The organism is Limnohabitans sp. (assembly GCF_030158565.1).
Lineage (GTDB): Bacteria > Pseudomonadota > Gammaproteobacteria > Burkholderiales > Burkholderiaceae_C > Limnohabitans_A.
In genome coordinates, this window is the sequence record NZ_JAOASQ010000056.1 from 17,244 (window position 1) to 32,808 (window position 15,565).

Here is a 15,565-nt window from a genome sequence, read left to right on the forward strand (position 1 = left end):
CGGTGATCGGTCGGCGGCTTCAGCCCCGACATCCAGCCTGCGTCAAAGCTCTCCATGTCGAAGCTGAAGCTCCGACCTGCAGGCGTCAATCGGTTGTGAAGAGCGTCAACACACCGGTGTAGCCATACAGGTGGTGCCGCGCGATCTCGCCAGCGGCAAAGAAGCCCACCAGCGGCACATCACCCAGCGCATGGCGGATGATTTGCATCTCGGCGCTGGGGCCGCCAAAGTGGGGCCCACCGCGACCGGTGCAACTGACGTACACAGCGCCCGCGATGCGCTTGCCTGCTTGGGGCAGGGTCGCCACCGGGTCATCGCTGAGTCCATTGATGGCTTCGATGGACAGCATCTCGGGTTCGAGTTCTTCACGGATTTCGGCGCACACCCGCACCAGGTCGGCACGGGCTGCGTGCACATCGCGCTTGCAAAACGTCAGGCGCATGCCGGGCTCCAGATGTTCGGCCACAGCCACACCCTGGCGCATCGGGTCCAAACCCACGATGTGGCGCACCAGCACATCACTGCCAAGATTGCCTGCACGGCCCACGCCCGACTGCCCTGCGGGACTGAGGCCCACCAAGGTAGACCGCACCACGGGGATGGCTTTTTGCGGCTCGCTCAGGCTGATCTTCAGGTCATCCAGCATCACATCAAGTGCAGCTTCGCCATTGAGCTTGAGCACCACATGCTTGTCGGCCTCGGTGATCTCACGCTCAGGTGCCACAGGCTGGCAGCCTTGCGTCACGCGAGACAACAAACCCACCTGCGATGAAAAAGCCACGCCGCTGAGCCCCCCTTCAAAGACCCCCCCGGCCGCCAAGCTTTGCGGTTGGTCAGCGCTGATGGCGAACTGCACACTGTGGGTGCGGCTGGAGGTCAAGCCTCCAAACAAATAACCCTGCTGGGTGCGCCCAGCCATCTCTGCAATCAACTCGGCCAGATCGGGCGTGGCTGGGTCGGCATGCACCAGCGCGGCATCGGCCCACTGCGCAGGCAAAGGCGATACGCCCGAAAACACCCGGTACTGCGCTGGCGGCACGTTGCACAGCATCACAGCCAGGGCCGGTTCATCAAAATATTCGGCGTTGTTGACCGCGATGCCCACACCCACTGTGCCAGCCCAGTCGGTGACTTCGGGCAGCTCCTGGCGAAAATGGTCCAGCAGCGCTTGCGCTTCGTGAGCGTAGTGGTCGGTGATGTAGACCAGCGCCAGCCGAGGCTCGGACGCATAGTCGGGCAAGGTCAGCTGCGCCCGCAACTGGGCCAGAACCAAGCCTGCGGCCATGCGCCACTGCGGGTGGGTGGCGTGGCCAAACGGAAACAACTTCATGAGGACTTGCGTGTTGCGGCTTTGCGCACAGGGGCTTTGGCCGCCGGTTTTTTGCTCGCAGTCGCTGTCTTTTTGGCAGGTGCCTTTTTGGCGGCCGGGGCTTTCTTGGCCGATGCCGTTGTGCTGGCGCCTTTGGCCGTCATACCCGCCTTCATGGCCTCGGCGGCCACATCTTTCACGGCTGCTGCTGCAATGTCCTGGAACTGCTGCGTCAACGCGCCCCACCACTGCATGGGGTCCACAGCCGGTTTGGCCGAGGATTCCGCAGCAGTTTCTTTCGCCTTCTCGGGCTCGGGCTCTTCCTTCGTGGGCGCTGGGGCAGGAGCAGGTTCTGCTTGCGGTGCGGCAGGCTCGGCTGCGGCCGGAGGCTTGGCCGTGAAAGCTTTGGCCAGATCGGCCATGTTGACGTTCATGCTCTGCAGCGTAGACAAGGTCATCTTCTGCACCTCCATCGCCTGGATGGTGGCCTTGAGCGCGGTGGTGTTTTGCTCCAGCCAGAACAACACCGACTTGAGCTCCTGAATGCGCTTGTCGATCTCCTCGACGCTCAGCGTGGGCGCGACCCAGCTGGCCATGCCGGGCACAGCGCCTGCGCCCGCAGCAGGCGTGGCCTGCGCTGCCGTTTTGGACAGGTTTTGCAGAAAGTCAAAACCCGGTACAAATTTGCCAAAGCCGAAGGCGGATGCGTCGCTCATGAAGGTCTCCTCAAGGGGGTGGTGAGCGAAGCTTAAACCAAAGCTTTGAGCCACAGTTTCCAAATCTGCGAAATATCTAACACTGCGCCTTACTTCTGATCAAATTTTGGGCTTTGATTTTTTGCCGCCAACGAATCAGCCCGGTGATCCAAAGCCAAGGCAGCAGCAAGCCCGTCAGCAACACGAGTATTCGCCCCAGCAAGCCCAGACCTTCCCCGTTGTGCAAGGGATGCATCCAGTTGATCAAGGCCTCACTCCACGGCAAATCCAGCCCATCGCGCACAGCCAGCACATCGCCTGTTTGTGGGTGCAACCACAGCTGAGTTTTCGGAAATCGACGCCCGGGCTCGCCCGGCTGGTACAGCCGTATCGACACCGCCTCACCCTTTTGACCGGCAGACTCCAGCCACCTCAACTCGGACTTCGGAAAGTTCTGCTGCGCGATCACGGCCGCTTGTTGCAGACTCAGAACTCGCCCATCCAGTGGCTCAGCGGCCACCCATGAACGGGGAGGAGCCTGCACCGTCGTGACAAGCGACAGCATGGCCCTCAGCTCTTGCGGCCATACCAAAGCAACGCCTGTGACGCTGAGCATCAACATCAAAATGAAGCTGTACACCCCCGACAAAACATGCAAGTCATACACCCGCTTGACACGCCCAGACCGGATCACGGGCTTTAGAGCCTTGCGCGTACTGCGCAGGGACGGCCACCACAATGCCAGACCGGCAGTCAGAGAAATGACCAAGGCCATGCCGAGAAAGCCCACCCAAACTTGGCCTTGCGGACCCAACAACAAGCTGTAATGCAAGTCATAAATCCAGGTCGTGCCGCTGTCACCCCAGAAGCGCTGACTGGTCACTTCAAGTGTCTGGGGGTTGAGCGTGACCAACAAAGGCGCAAACACCCCGGCCGGGCGCTCTGCAGGCTTGTAATAGCGTGCGCGCAGCGGGTCTTGTGGGTGCAGCGGCATTTCGATCCGCCAAGGCCCCAAACGCTCCGGGAATTCCGAACGAAGCTTTTCAATGACGCGGTCCGGGTTGATCGATACCGCTGGTGATTCACTCACCCGAATGGCGGGGTTCGCAACAGCATCAATATCCAGATAAAAAACCAGCAGGCTTCCCGTCAGCCCCAGCAAGGCGAACAGGAAGCCCACACTCAAACCAAGATACAGGTGGACACGCAAGCACCACTTTCTCCAGGTCTTTTTCATACTCAATAGCGCCAGGTTGCCGATGCAAAAAAGCTGCGCTGGGGCGCAGGTGCATGCAAAGACTGCGAACCATCCCACCAAACATACTCGTAATATTGATTGGTCAAATTACGTGCCTGGAAGTCGATGCTCAGCTCACGATTGACCTGATAGCGGGCTGATGCATTGAGCAAGGTATAGCCACCGAACTGACCAGTGGCGTTGGTCCTTTCCAGATAACTGTCGCTCTGGTGGTTGATCCAGGCGGCCAGTTTGAGCGCATCCGTCGCTTGGTACTCGCCACCCAAGTTGATCAACTGGTGAGGTACATGATCAATTTCTTTGCCCACGGTACTTGCCGTTTCTGCAAAAAGAATTTTGGAACGCTGTAGCGATGCCGAAGCCCACAAACGCGTCTTCGCATCGGGACGGGCATTGATTTCGACATCCAAACCCTGCCGCTGGGTTTTACCGATGTTTTCCGAATCATTGGCAGGATCATTGAGCTTGCGTCGAGCTTCATTGCTGGCCGTTTGTCGCCACGCAGCGACACGACCATCCAGCCAGCTGACCGGCTTGAACTTCAGACCAGTTTCCCAACCTTGATTGATGGAAGGCTCCAAATCATTGACCTGGTTGACTTTGTAGGACGCTGTGCCAACACCCACTTGAAACGATTTACCCCAGTTACCGTAAACCGACGCAGCGTCTGACAGTTGATAAATTGCGCTGATCTTGGGCTGATTGACCAAACCGTAATCATTGATGGCATACACCCTGTTGTTCAACCTGTTGGTGTAATTTCCGCTGACCTTGTCCACGCGCCAGGCGGGCACCAAAGTCCACTGGTCAGCAGGTTTGAGGACAGCTTGAACGAATGCACCGGCAGTATTGAAGTCAAATTGTTGATTGCGTGTTTGCGCTGTCCGCACCTGTGTGGCTGTGGTGTAACGCTCACTGACATTATCCTGGCGCTCCATATCCATGCCAGTGACAACAGTCGTGTCACCCAAGGCCGTTTGGCCAGCTCGCCATGTCAACTGGGCTGACGCTCCAACATGCTGCTCATCGACCACACGTTCTTGCTGAGAAGTACCTGCAGAAAACTTCACAAAGCGGCGATCGTTGATGGCGTTGCTGTACACCTGTGCTGAACCCACCCATTGCACAGACAAACGGTGCTCAGCTTGCAAGGCCAGTTGCGACACGACACGCTTGTCCTCATCGCTCACGTTGTAAGCCGAGGACTGTAGCGGATCAGCCTTGGCCTGAGCCTCAGTCAAATAACCCGCTTCCTGCGCATTGCCTTCATAGCGGCGTGCGATCAGCCCCACACGTGAATTTTTGTCTTGTGACGTCAAAAACCATTTGCCCGAAAAACCGACATTCTCCGAAGCCGAGTGAGCACGATGCCCATCTGAATTCTGGTAATTCAGTGCGTAGTTTTGCGAGAACCCGTCTTTTTCGATGCCCAACGCCGCCTGTGCCTCTTGCGTGCCAAACGAACCGGCGGTCAAGCGCAGCTGACGCTCATTGCCCCCTTGCTTGGTGATGATGTTGGCCGAGCCCGCAATGTTGTGCAAACCATAGCGCGGATCATTGGTCCCACGCACCACCTCAATGGCTTCGATGTTCAACTTGGGGGCCAAATCAATGTACGGCATGTTCCCATCATTGCTGTTGGAAGGCACGCCATCGATCAACAACTTGACAGCGTTGATTTCGCCTTCGCCATTGAAGCCACGCAAGGAAAATTTGCCCGATGTATTGCCCTGTCCGAACTGCGTGATTTGCACGCCAGGAACCTGCTCAAACAACTGCCAATTATTGAGCGTCACCTGCTCTTCGATACGCTCAGAGGGCAGGATGTTGACCGAGGTGAACACCTGGCGCGTGTCCAGTGCGCCCTTGGGTGCACTGACCAGCACTTCACCGACTGCGGTTGCAGTCGTCTGGGCATGAGCAATGCTCATACCCCCCAAGGCTGCGACGAACAGTGCTGCACCCAGTGCGACAGGTGATTGTTTGCGTTGGTATTGAGAAATTGATTTTTTCATGATGAAAAAGATAGAGAAAGATTGAATTTCGAACGATAGAGATTAGGAATAGGCATCAGACCTGCACCAACTTGTTGCAGAACGCCAATGTGGCCAACGCCACAGGGGAGAGACGAGAAATATGAAATGTCATTTTGATATCCATGGATTGTTGAATTCATGACCCGTTGGGTCTTGGGAGCAAGGCTCAGAAGCCAGGCCAGTCACTCGTTGTGGCTGGCCTGGCCAAAGGGCTGCTGCTCAATGCTTGGGATGAGTAGCGTGCGCACCATGTGCGCCACCATCCACACGCAACATGCCCTCGAAGGAGGCGAACTTCCTGAGGGTTTCTGCGGGCAGACGGCTTTCTGCGGCCTGCAGCTTCATCGCCAGCGCCTGGGCTTCAGCGGCTTTCATGCCGGTCTGAGCAAGCGTGCTCGCTTGGCGCAAGCCATCGCCGCCACAAACCACGATCACCCATTGACCATGCCGCTTGTTGAGCAGCGCACGACCACCGCGCACGTCTTGCAACCAGCCCGCAACGGCCCAATCTCCCTCCACCGCCACAGGTGTGACGGTGAGTGGCGACTGAGGTTTGTCAAACTGTTTTTTCAAAACATGAACGATCACTTGGGCTTGCGCCTGCTCAGGTGCAGTCTTCACGGCTGCATCTGGATGCGCCATGACCATGTTCAGGTGGGCCGCCAAGGAGAGCGTCAAGGCCATGTGGGTGATGTGTTTCATGGTGCAGCGCCGGTTCAGAAGCTGGCTTTCACACCCAGCTGCAGGGCACGCCCTGGCATGGGATAGCCTTCGCGGAAGGCATACGTTTTGTCGAAAATATTTTCGACTGCAGCAAACACCTCTCCACGCTGTCCCAGCTGTGGGAGTTTGTAGCCCATGCGCAAATTGGCCACGGTGAAACTGGGCACTTGCGTCAAATTGGGGCTGCCATTTCGCGCTTGGCCCAAAACGACCATGGCCGATTGATGTTGCGCATCGGCACTGACTCGCCATGCACCTTGTTGCCAATTGACCCCTGCGGTCAGGCTGTTCTCGGGTGCGTAGGGCAAATCAGCTTTGCTGCTGTTCAGATGTGTCCAGCCTGCAAACCACTGCCAAGACTGTCCCAGGGATTGCGCCCATGTCAGCTCCGATCCCGTGACCTCATAGCTGCCCATGTTGACAAAACTTGGGGCAGAAACCGCCGGGGGGAAGGCAAAGATGTAGCGATCCTTGACGCGGTCCTTGAACACAGACACATCCACGCTGGTCCCCTGCTGCGGCTTCCAGGTGGCACCCAACTCCTGATGATCCAGCCGCTCAGCGCCCAAGCTTTTCCAGCTGTTGCTCAAAGCCGGGATCAAGTCTGACAGCACTGCCGCATCCAGACCGGGATAGCTGATGCCCTTGGACACTTGCGCACGCAAAGCCAATCGTTCGCCTTGTGCCAGCACCACGCCCGCTTGGTGTGCAGATTCTGACTTGAGCACATTGTGTTCGTAGCGACGAAGACCTGCGGATGGTGTGGCCGTCCAGCCCTGACCCAGCTCAAACTTGTGGCTGACAGCCACAAACGGCGACGTCACTCGCAAGTCTGGCGCGATGAAGCCCACGGTCGCCACATCGCCACCGATTTTGTCCACATCCAGACCCGCCTGCACCTGACCACCTTGCCAGGGTTGCAGGCTTTCGCGCCAGCGCAAACCCGATGTTTTGAAGCTGGATTTCAGACCCGGTTTTTGTTCGCCATAGCCCTCGGTGCTGTACAGCTTGAAGCTGCCCTGCGCAGCATCGTGCTGATGAGCCACGGTCAAGGCCAACAAATCGCCTTGGGTGTCGTAGGTTTGACCTTTGTTGGCAAGCGTCGTCGCATGGCCAGGGTCTGTTGCACTGTTTTGCGTGCTCATGGCCAAGAGGCGGACCGACCAGTTGCGGTCAATCTGATGTCCCAGCTGCCCCATCACATTGTTCAAACGGCCTTTGGCGTCGGGACGGTGCCCATCGGACAACGCGTACCCTTGTGCCAAGCTGAAGTCCCAGTCGCCTTGACGCCCCTGGACATCCACTTGCTCAGCCACCGTGCCAAAACTACCTGCCCGAACACTGACATCACCCGACACGCCATCGGTCGCACGCGCCTTCTTGGGCGACAAGGCAATCGCACCAAAGGTGTTTCCGAATTCATGCAGTTGAGGCCCCTTGATCACATCGATGCGTGACATGCCGTTGAGGGGCAACAAGTCGAGCAAAGGGTGGTTCCAGATGCCCATGTAGAACGGAACACCATCGATGTAGGTTTTGATCTCACTGCCTGGCCGACTGGTGCCCATGCCACGGATATAAACCGCGCCGCCTTCCTCACCACCAAACGAGCCCACAGGGTTGAAGCGCGAAATGCTGACGCCGGGCGTGCGGCGCAAAGCTGCGGCCGCGTCGATGGCGTTCAAGTCTTCGATTTGGCGCGACGTCACCGTGGTTTTAAACCCGGCCATGTCATCGGTGCTGTTGCTGTCAATGACCGCTGGGGCAGTGACCAGCACCTCCAGCGCTTGGGTTTGCGCAAACGCATGGGGGCCAGAGGCATACACAGCCAATGCCAGGGCGATGGGAGAGAGGCGAAATATTGTTTTCATGTTCTGAACAAATCTGAGCGAGCAGGCACAGCCATGCACGCGAAAAAGAATTCACCCGTACAAACTCGGGTGAAACCAAGTGGCCTTGCGGCGATCAGATCAGTTCAGGGGGCCCGCGAGAGGGCAAAGGCGGGGCCGTGCGTGCGATCAGCACGGCCTCGGGCAGTCGCTGCACGATGTGCGAGCGGGCATCGGCCACATGGGCCAGATCGGCCACCGTGGGCGGCGGCAGGGTGGGCGTGGCGTGGGCACACAGCGGGCAGTCCATGCTGCTGCGCACCTGGGCGTCACCGCCCTCGCCTTGCACCACCACCTTCATGAGGCCCATGCTGGAGCACACCACGTCCATGGTTTTGGGCTGCAGCGTGGCCGCCAAAACCGACACACCCACAAACAGCACGTACCAGACCAGCACAAGGCGGGCCAGGCGGCGCAGTATTTGAAGTGTGTTGAACATGCTATGGATTATCTCAAAACACAAGCGATGATTGACCCGAGTCAAGGGAGACCATGGGGTGTGTTCGGTTTCGGATCGACATGCAGAGATTCACCGACGCGCCGTCCATGGGTTGCCGTGCCGAGGGTTCTGAACGAATGTCTTGTCCGTCAGCGCATTCAAAAATGCCACCAAGTCGGTGACTTCTTGCTCGCTCACTTCAAACCCGGCGATCAGCGAACTGCGCATGGGGTTGGGGCCTGCAGGGGTGTTGCCTGCGCGGCCCGCCTGGGCGTAGTGCTCGCGGATGACTTGCTGCAGCGTGGGGATCGAGCCGTCGTGCATGTAGGGCGCGGTCAGCGCCACGTTGCGCAGCGTGGGCGTGCGGAACTGGCCCATGTCGTCGGGGTTGCCCGTCAGCTCGCTGATGCCGACGTTGTTGGGCGGATACGCGCCCCGGCCATCCAGGTTGTACAGCCCGGTGTTGTGAAAGCCTTGTTCGGCCAGCGGCAGTTTTTGGTGGCGGATGTTGTCGGTGAAGGTGAAGCCGCCATGGCAGTGGTAACACTCCATCTTTTCACCAAAGAACAGCGCTTCGCCGCGCTTGGCCGATGCGCTGATGGCGTCTTTTTGTCCGCCGTATTGGTAGCGGTCATAAGGGCTGTCAAACGACAACAAGCTGCGCTGAAAACTGCCGAGCGCTTTGGTCAGCGTGCTGAGCGAATACAGCGCCTGCGCGCCCTGGCTTGCCTCGGCCGGGAAGGCTTTGGCAAACAGTTCACGGTAACGCGCATCGGCTTGCAGGCGTGCAAACAGCTCTTTCTCTTTCCCTGCCATGCCCATCTCGACCGGGTGTTCGCCAAACAGCGGCACCAAGGCTTGCACCTCCAGCGCGGTCAAGTGCGGGTTGGCCCAGGTGAGCACGGGCAGGTACGCCACATTGGCCAGCGACATGGCGCTGCGGCTGCCAAGTTCCTTCGTCACGCCTTCAGACAAGGCCAGCCCATCGGTGAAGGCTTTGTCCTGGTGGTGGCAGCTGGCGCACGACATGCTGTTGTCGGCCGACAGGCGTTGGTCATAAAACAAGTGCCTGCCCAGCTCGACCTTGGCCGCACTCATGGGGTTGTCGGCCGGCTCCACCGGGCGAGGCACCCATGCGGGCAGACCCCAGTGGTAAGCCTGCAGGGCGCTGCCGCTGAGCAGCACCCAGCCCAACACCAAAGCGGGCCACAACACGAGGGGGCGAGACAAACGCTTCATGGCCGATCAGCGCTGGGACACCAGGCGCTGCGCGCCAGCAGCGGCCACGCCGTCATAGGCCAAGCCCAAAGCGCTCATCACGGGCGGGCAGTCGGCGTCTTTCAAAAAGCTCATGCAGCCGGGCGATGTGCCTTTGGCGTTCACGTCCACATTGGCCTGTGCCACCACAGCGCCCATGTCCACCACCACGGTGTTTTTGGCCAGGTCAAACTGGTTGAGGCGCACGGTCATGCGGTTGGGGTTTTGGCAGGCGCTGGGGGCTTGGGTTTTGCTGTCGCCCGCGCACGCGGTGCTGCCCAGGTGCACCGAATAGCGCGTGACAGGGCCCATGGCGTTGGGGGCAGCTGGTTTGTCGGTGTTGATGCCACTGCTGGTGGTGTCGAACTTGATGAACTTGTAGCCGCCTTGCCAGTTCCAGAACATGGCCGTGGAGTTAAGCGGTGCAGGGGCGACGGTCGGATCTTGATGATTCAGTGCAAAGGGCACGCCCACGGTCAGCTCCACACCCACATAGTCACCCGCAGGCACTTGGCCACGCACGGCGGTGTTGGTGGCGGTGGTGCCGTTGCGGCAGGGGCCGGTGCCGTTTTCAAAATCGATCAGAGCTACGTTATGGTGCTGCCACATGCCGTCTTGCGTCAGTTGCACTGGCACGGCGCTGCCGTCTTGGCGCAACAACTTCACCTCGCTCACATACATGCGAAAGTCGCTGGGCGTGATGCTCGAACGTGTGGTGCCCACGCCGTCGTAACGCTGGCCGCAGGCAAAAGTCTGGCCGTTGATTTGCGCCGCAAAGTTGAGCGACACCTGTGCGGTTTTGGGCGCGGTAGGCACTGTGCTGCAAGCGGCCAGTGCCAGGGCGGCAGCTGTGATGAAGAGTTGTTTCATAAAGGTCTCCTGGTGGGTTTCAGTGTTGATGTGCAGGGTTGGCATTGCCCGAGCGCGGTGTTTGGACCCAGACGTTCACACGCCGGGTTCCGGCTTTTTCAAAGACCAGCTCCAGATCGAAGCGATCGCCATCTTTCAAGGGCTGATTCAGATTGATCAGCATCAGGTGGTGTGTGCCTGCACCGCCATGACGTAAGTTGACTTCGGTGCGTGCAGGCAGCTCAATGGCAGGCACTTCACGCATGCGCATGACTTGCCCGTCCATCTGCATCTGGTGCAACTCGACCCGCTCGGCCACCGCGCTCTTGGCCGCGATCAAACGGTCGGCTTGGCCGCCCCGGTTGCGCAGGCCTTTGAAGTACACGCTGCCGTTGCGCGTGCCAGCCAGGCTGGGCGTGGCATAGGGGTGGTCGATCACCAGATCGCCTTGCTTGAAGTCGTGGGCGTGGGCCTGAGGTGTCCACAGCGCCACAGCGCCGATGAACAGCCCGCCCAAAACGAAGCCCAACCCGAAGCCGGTTTTGCGCAGCAGCGCCAAGAGGTTCATGGTTTTGAAGTTCATGAAAAGTCCTCAAGCCGCCAAGGCAAACGGCTCAGCCCCGGCCCACACAGACGCGGGCTTGACCCGCTGGGGTTGACGCTCGACCATCAGGCGGTTGAGCTCGCGGCAAACGGTCTCGAATGCCGAATCCACCACACGCGCCATTTCCTTGAGGGTGGGCAAATCTTTGCGCGGCACGTCCACAATGCGCCCGTCTGACTGACGCCCCAGCACAGTCAGCAAATAGGCCAGGCGTTGCCCAATGTGCCCTGTGCGCAGGCGCTGCATGTCGCAGGTCTGGCGCTGTTGCTGCATGAAGCCTTGGGCCATGGTGGTGTAGCGGTCCAGGTCATGGTTGACGGCCATCGGCTGCGCCTTGGCGGCCACCAGGGCCACCACCGAAAACGCATAGGGTTCGGCGCACAAGGCCTCGACCCCGATCAAGTCGCCTGCATGGGCCAGTTGCACCAATGTTTGGCCATCCTGCCCTGTGCGCTCCAGCTTGAACACGCCTTGGGTGACCCGCCAGACCGGGCCGACCGAGCCGGCGCTCAACAAGGTTTGGCCACGGGCTACGACGATGGGCTCACCCACCGGAATTTGAGTTAAGAATTTCACGCTTTTCTCCTGACTGAATTTGCCGGTTCAACTGCTTTGGGGCGTCAACCGGACATGAACAGGCGGACACGCCTGCACGACAACAATTCAGCTCAGATCGGGAGGAGCGCGAGAGTGCACCGACCAATGCAGGACGGTTTGAATAAAAAGAATGTGCGCGTCCGCCAGTTTGGGCGGCGCCAGGGGCAAACCGTGCCAGACCCAGGGGGTGACGGGCGGGGCCATGCGGTCCGTAGCCAGCACGCACAAAGCGCAATGGTCCAGCATGCCCATGCCAGGGACTGGGGCACGGCCCTCATCCGGGGTCTGATCCACCGCCAGCTGACGTGCACCGTCGGTGGTGCAAACCTCTGTCCAGTTGATCTGCGCACCTTGGCTCCAAGCGCGTGCACGTGAGACCGTGAGCGCCAAGGCACCCAGCAGCATCACGCACAGCACCAGCAGGCTGAGTTTGCGCAGTTGGAAGGAGGTCCAGGTCATGGGCCGATCAGTGTTGGATGCTCAGGCCGATCAGTGCTTGTGCATCTGGCCTGCGCCGTGGTTCATGGCCGGAGCGGCGGCTGTGCGGGCAGGCACTTTGAGCTCGACCGACTGGCGTTTGCCGTCTTTGCCTTCCACCACCAAGGTCACGGGCACGGTGTCACCGTCTTTGACTTGGCCTTTCAGGTCCATCAGCATGACGTGGTAACCGCCGGGCTTGAGCTCGACAGCTTTGCCTGCGGGCAAGGCCAAGCTGGGCACGGCACGCATTTTCATGACGCCACCGTCCATGGCCATTTCGTGCACTTCGACCACACCGGCCACAGGCGATTGGGCCGACACCAGTTTGGCATCTTGCGCCGACTGCAGTTGCATGAAGGCACCAGTGGCCTTTTGCTGGGGCACAGTGGCGCGCACCCAGGCGTCTTTGACGGTCACTTGGGCCGATGCGGCCACGGACAAGAAAAGGGCAGACACGGACAAAACAAGACGTTGCATGGATCACTCCTGGACAGGGTTAAGAAAAATCGGGACGGCGGCAAGCGCCAGATGCGCTGAAAAGCTTGTGGGCGAAGCTGTGCTTCGCCCACAAGGCACTCAGGCAGAAAAAGCGGGAGGAGCGCGGGCCTGCCAGGGTTGCCCCAGCAAGCTGGCCAGCAGGGCGGCAGGCCTTGCTTGCAAAACGTGCGACAAGCCGCCAGGGGGCAGCAAGGTTGGCAAAGCAGCCACGGGGGGGGCCACCAAAGGCAGGCAAGCAGGGCAGTCCAGTGCAGTGTGCAAAGCGGCAGCCCCGTTGTCATCGGCGTCGGCTTGCACCAACTTCATGCTGCCCATGGCGGTGCAGACCAGCTGCGTGGCCTCTGGCTTGACCAGCGGCGAAGCCACCGCCACCCCAATGAACAACGCGAACCACACCAGCACGAGGCGGGTGAGCAGTTGGGCGTTGCGCAGGGTTTGCATGGCCATGATTATCGCATTGCCGCTTGCAATGACTTTTCCAGTACCGATGGCGGGTTCACATCAAGTCAAGGCGCAGGCGGTGATGCGTGAGTCGCCGATGTCCAGACTGCTCAGCGCCACCGCTTCACCGCTTTTTTTGACCACGGTGTTTTTGACCTGAACGATCTCGGCCACGATGGACACGGCGATCTCGGCTGGTGTTTTGGCACCCAGCTGCAAACCCACGGGGCCGTGCAGTCGGGCCAACGCCGCTTCGGTCAAATCGAAGTGCTCGGCCAACCGGGCTTTGCGTGTGGCCTGGTTGCGCCGTGAGCCCAGGGCACCGATGTAAAACGCATCGGAGTTCAGGGCCTCGATCAGGGCCATGTCGTCCAGTTTGGCATCATGGGTCAGGGCAATGATGGCCGTGTGTGCATCGGGCACGATGTCCCTGACCACGTCGTCGGGCATGCCCATCACGCGGGTCACGCCGTTCATCTGCAAGGTGGCCGCGTACTCTTCACGCGGGTCACACACCAGGACCTCAAAGTCCAACATGCCCGCCATCTGGGCCACCGTCTGGCCGAGCTGGCCAGCGCCAATCAACAACAAGCGCCAGCGGGGACCAAACAGGGTGGTCAAGGCGATGCCATCGAACTGCAGCGTCTCACCGCGCTGGGCATCGCGCAGTTGCACGCGACCATCTTTCAGGCTCAATGTTCTGGCCACCAGTTGGTGCGCGTGTGTGCGCTCCAGGATTTGTTCGATCCAGGTGGTGTCTTTCACCGGCTCTTGCACCAAACGCAAAGTGCCACCGCAAGGCAAGCCAAAACGTGCGGCCTCTTCCTTGGTGGCACCGTAGGCCACCATCGAGGGGTGGGTCAGGTGTTCGTATTCGCCAGCTTTGATGCGGGCGATCAGATCGTCTTCCACACAGCCACCCGAGACAGAACCGCTGACCCGTCCATCGTCTCGCACAGCCAATAAAGCACCGGGTGGCCTGGGGGCGCTGCCCCAGGTTTCCACCACGGTGACCAAGGTCACGCTGTGGCCAGCTTGTTTCCAGGCCAGCACATCGGCCAGCACACGCAGATCCAGACTTTCCACAGCAGACCTCCGGACGTCAAGCTTGACGGATCGCGTCGGCGGTCAATGGCAGGCGGCGCACGCGCTTGCCCGTGAGGGCCGCCACGGCGTTGGCAATCGCAGGCGCAGCCACCGCAGTGCCAGGCTCACCAATGCCGCCTGGCTTTTCAGTGCTCTTGACCAACACGATGTCGATCTGTGGCGTTTCATGCATGCGCACAGGCTCGTAGGTGTTGTAGTTGCTCTCTTTCACGCGGCCATTGGCCATGGTGATCTGGTGCTTGAGCACCGCGCCCATGCCAAAGATGATGCTGGACTGCAGCTGGGCTTCCACCGTGTCGGGGTTGACCATGTGGCCCACGTCAGCGGCCACAGTGACTTTGTGAACCTTGACGCTGCCGTCCTTGTTCAAGCTCACCTCGGCCACTTGTGCCATGTAACTGTCGTAGCCTTCCATCAAGGCAATACCGCGTGCACGGCCCTTGGCCACAGGCTTGCCCCAGCCCGCTTTTTCAGCAGCCAGTTTGAGCACGTTGGCGTAACGTGGCTTGCCTTCGAGCATCTTCATGCGGTAAGCGTAAGGGTCCTGACCTGCGGCCTTGGCCATCTCGTCAACGAAGCTCTCGTTGGCGAAAGCGTTCATGCTGTGGCTCACGGCGCGCCAGTAACCGACACGGAAGCCGGTGTCGTGGATCACCAAATCGTGCTGCGTGTTGGGCACGTTGTAGCCGGTCACCGCAGCTTCTGCCATGAAAGGGTCCAAGGTCTCTTTGGGCAAACCGAAAGCGCGCTGCGTGATCGATTGGGATGTGACCTTGAAGTGCACCCCCACGGGCATGCCCGATGCGTCCAGACCGGCCTTGACGTTGTTCACGCCCATGGGACGGTAGTAGTCATGGGTCATGTCTTCTTCGCGAGTCCACACCAGCTTGACCGGCTTGCCGACGGCCTTGGAGATCTCTGCGGCTTGAACGACAAAGTCCAATTCCAGGCGGCGACCAAAACCACCACCCAAGTAGGTGGTCTTCAACGTGACGTCTTCAGGCTTGAGGCCCAAAGCGCCAGCGACAGCACCGTGAGCGCCTTGTTGGAATTGGGTAGGACCGATCAACAGGGCCTTGTTGCCTTGCACATGGGCGGTGAAGTTCATCGGCTCCAGTGGCGAGTGCGATTGCATGGGCGTGATGTATTCGGCTTCCAGCACTTTGGCGGCACCACCGATGGCCTTGGCCACATCGCCTTTGGACGCGATGATCGGAATCACCTTGCCAGATTTGGCTGCAGCACGGTTGCCTTCCAGCATGGAAGCATCGCTGATCGATGCGACAGCGCCTTCGTCCCACTGGATGCTGAGTTTTTCGGCCGCCTTTTTGGCGCGCCACCAGGAGTCGGCCACCACGGCCACGCCGTCGCTGACCTGCACCA

16 protein-coding genes are annotated in these 15,565 nt (G+C 59.8%); all 16 read right to left on the minus strand.

The genetic code is table 11. The features are described 5' to 3' along the window. Positions 1–85 precede the first annotated feature (85 nt). Positions 86–1,330, minus strand: coding sequence for an FIST N-terminal domain-containing protein (locus Q1W40_RS11845; protein WP_300712186.1), 1,245 nt, complete (start codon positions 1,328–1,330; stop codon positions 86–88). Further along, a complete protein-coding gene (locus Q1W40_RS11850) occupies positions 1,327–2,025 on the minus strand; it encodes a PhaM family polyhydroxyalkanoate granule multifunctional regulatory protein (RefSeq protein ID WP_300712188.1) in 699 nt (232 codons plus the stop codon). Before Q1W40_RS11850 ends, Q1W40_RS11845 begins: the two co-directional genes overlap by 4 nt. A gap of 76 nt (positions 2,026–2,101) precedes the next feature. Then, positions 2,102–3,214, minus strand: a complete 1,113-nt coding sequence (locus Q1W40_RS11855; RefSeq protein WP_300712191.1) for a PepSY-associated TM helix domain-containing protein — start codon at positions 3,212–3,214, stop codon at positions 2,102–2,104. Positions 3,215–3,243: 29 nt separating this feature from the next. Next, positions 3,244–5,277 carry a TonB-dependent receptor gene (locus tag Q1W40_RS11860; RefSeq protein WP_300712194.1) on the minus strand — a complete coding sequence of 678 codons (2,034 nt, stop codon included), beginning with the start codon at positions 5,275–5,277 and terminating at the stop codon, positions 3,244–3,246. 240 nt (positions 5,278–5,517) lie between these two features. Continuing rightward, positions 5,518–6,000, minus strand: coding sequence for a copper uptake system-associated protein (locus Q1W40_RS11865; protein WP_300712197.1), 483 nt, complete (start codon positions 5,998–6,000; stop codon positions 5,518–5,520). 14 nt (positions 6,001–6,014) lie between these two features. Continuing rightward, a complete protein-coding gene (locus Q1W40_RS11870; protein ID WP_300712200.1) occupies positions 6,015–7,892 on the minus strand; it encodes a TonB-dependent receptor plug domain-containing protein in 1,878 nt (625 codons plus the stop codon). A gap of 94 nt (positions 7,893–7,986) precedes the next feature. Next, positions 7,987–8,349 (minus strand): DUF2946 family protein, encoded by a 363-nt coding sequence (locus Q1W40_RS11875; protein ID WP_300712203.1) that lies wholly within the window; start codon positions 8,347–8,349, stop codon positions 7,987–7,989. Positions 8,350–8,439: 90 nt separating this feature from the next. Beyond that, positions 8,440–9,588 (minus strand): methanobactin export MATE transporter MbnM, encoded by a 1,149-nt coding sequence (locus Q1W40_RS11880; RefSeq protein WP_300712208.1) that lies wholly within the window; start codon positions 9,586–9,588, stop codon positions 8,440–8,442. 6 nt (positions 9,589–9,594) lie between these two features. Continuing rightward, the gene (locus Q1W40_RS11885) at positions 9,595–10,476 is read right to left on the minus strand and encodes an MbnP family copper-binding protein (RefSeq protein ID WP_300712211.1); all 882 of its coding nucleotides are present in this window, start codon (positions 10,474–10,476) and stop codon (positions 9,595–9,597) included. A gap of 19 nt (positions 10,477–10,495) precedes the next feature. Next, complete coding sequence (locus Q1W40_RS11890; RefSeq protein ID WP_300712214.1) at positions 10,496–11,038, minus strand: copper chaperone PCu(A)C; 543 nt, start codon at positions 11,036–11,038, stop codon at positions 10,496–10,498. A 9-nt stretch (positions 11,039–11,047) separates the two neighbouring features. Beyond that, the gene (locus Q1W40_RS11895) at positions 11,048–11,635 is read right to left on the minus strand and encodes a helix-turn-helix domain-containing protein (protein ID WP_108326873.1); all 588 of its coding nucleotides are present in this window, start codon (positions 11,633–11,635) and stop codon (positions 11,048–11,050) included. An 87-nt stretch (positions 11,636–11,722) separates the two neighbouring features. Then, on the minus strand, positions 11,723–12,115 hold the full coding sequence (locus tag Q1W40_RS11900; RefSeq protein WP_300712221.1) for a DUF2946 domain-containing protein: 393 nt from the start codon (positions 12,113–12,115) through the stop codon (positions 11,723–11,725). Between the two features lie 30 nt (positions 12,116–12,145). After that, entirely contained in the window at positions 12,146–12,613 is a 468-nt protein-coding gene (locus tag Q1W40_RS11905; RefSeq protein ID WP_300712224.1) for a copper chaperone PCu(A)C, read from the minus strand. 99 nt (positions 12,614–12,712) lie between these two features. Further along, positions 12,713–13,081: a DUF2946 family protein gene (locus Q1W40_RS11910; RefSeq protein ID WP_233250126.1), complete on the minus strand. Its 369-nt coding sequence runs from the start codon at positions 13,079–13,081 to the stop codon at positions 12,713–12,715. Between the two features lie 54 nt (positions 13,082–13,135). Next, on the minus strand, positions 13,136–14,161 hold the full coding sequence (locus tag Q1W40_RS11915; protein WP_300712228.1) for an XdhC family protein: 1,026 nt from the start codon (positions 14,159–14,161) through the stop codon (positions 13,136–13,138). Between the two features lie 16 nt (positions 14,162–14,177). Further along, positions 14,178–15,565 (minus strand): molybdopterin cofactor-binding domain-containing protein (locus tag Q1W40_RS11920; protein ID WP_300712231.1); only part of this gene is annotated, 1,388 nt, incomplete at its 5' end.

Coding starts and splice junctions, on each gene's coding strand:
- Q1W40_RS11845 (WP_300712186.1), bottom strand. CDS start 1,330: ATGAAGTTGTTTCCGTTTGGCCACGCCACCCACCCGCAGTGGCGCATG.
- Q1W40_RS11850 (WP_300712188.1), bottom strand. CDS start 2,025: ATGAGCGACGCATCCGCCTTCGGCTTTGGCAAATTTGTACCGGGTTTT.
- Q1W40_RS11860 (WP_300712194.1), bottom strand. CDS start 5,277: ATGAAAAAATCAATTTCTCAATACCAACGCAAACAATCACCTGTCGCA.
- Q1W40_RS11865 (WP_300712197.1), bottom strand. CDS start 6,000: ATGAAACACATCACCCACATGGCCTTGACGCTCTCCTTGGCGGCCCAC.
- Q1W40_RS11870 (WP_300712200.1), bottom strand. CDS start 7,892: ATGAAAACAATATTTCGCCTCTCTCCCATCGCCCTGGCATTGGCTGTG.
- Q1W40_RS11875 (WP_300712203.1), bottom strand. CDS start 8,349: ATGTTCAACACACTTCAAATACTGCGCCGCCTGGCCCGCCTTGTGCTG.
- Q1W40_RS11880 (WP_300712208.1), bottom strand. CDS start 9,588: ATGAAGCGTTTGTCTCGCCCCCTCGTGTTGTGGCCCGCTTTGGTGTTG.
- Q1W40_RS11885 (WP_300712211.1), bottom strand. CDS start 10,476: ATGAAACAACTCTTCATCACAGCTGCCGCCCTGGCACTGGCCGCTTGC.
- Q1W40_RS11890 (WP_300712214.1), bottom strand. CDS start 11,038: ATGAACTTCAAAACCATGAACCTCTTGGCGCTGCTGCGCAAAACCGGC.
- Q1W40_RS11900 (WP_300712221.1), bottom strand. CDS start 12,115: ATGACCTGGACCTCCTTCCAACTGCGCAAACTCAGCCTGCTGGTGCTG.
- Q1W40_RS11905 (WP_300712224.1), bottom strand. CDS start 12,613: ATGCAACGTCTTGTTTTGTCCGTGTCTGCCCTTTTCTTGTCCGTGGCC.
- Q1W40_RS11910 (WP_233250126.1), bottom strand. CDS start 13,081: ATGGCCATGCAAACCCTGCGCAACGCCCAACTGCTCACCCGCCTCGTG.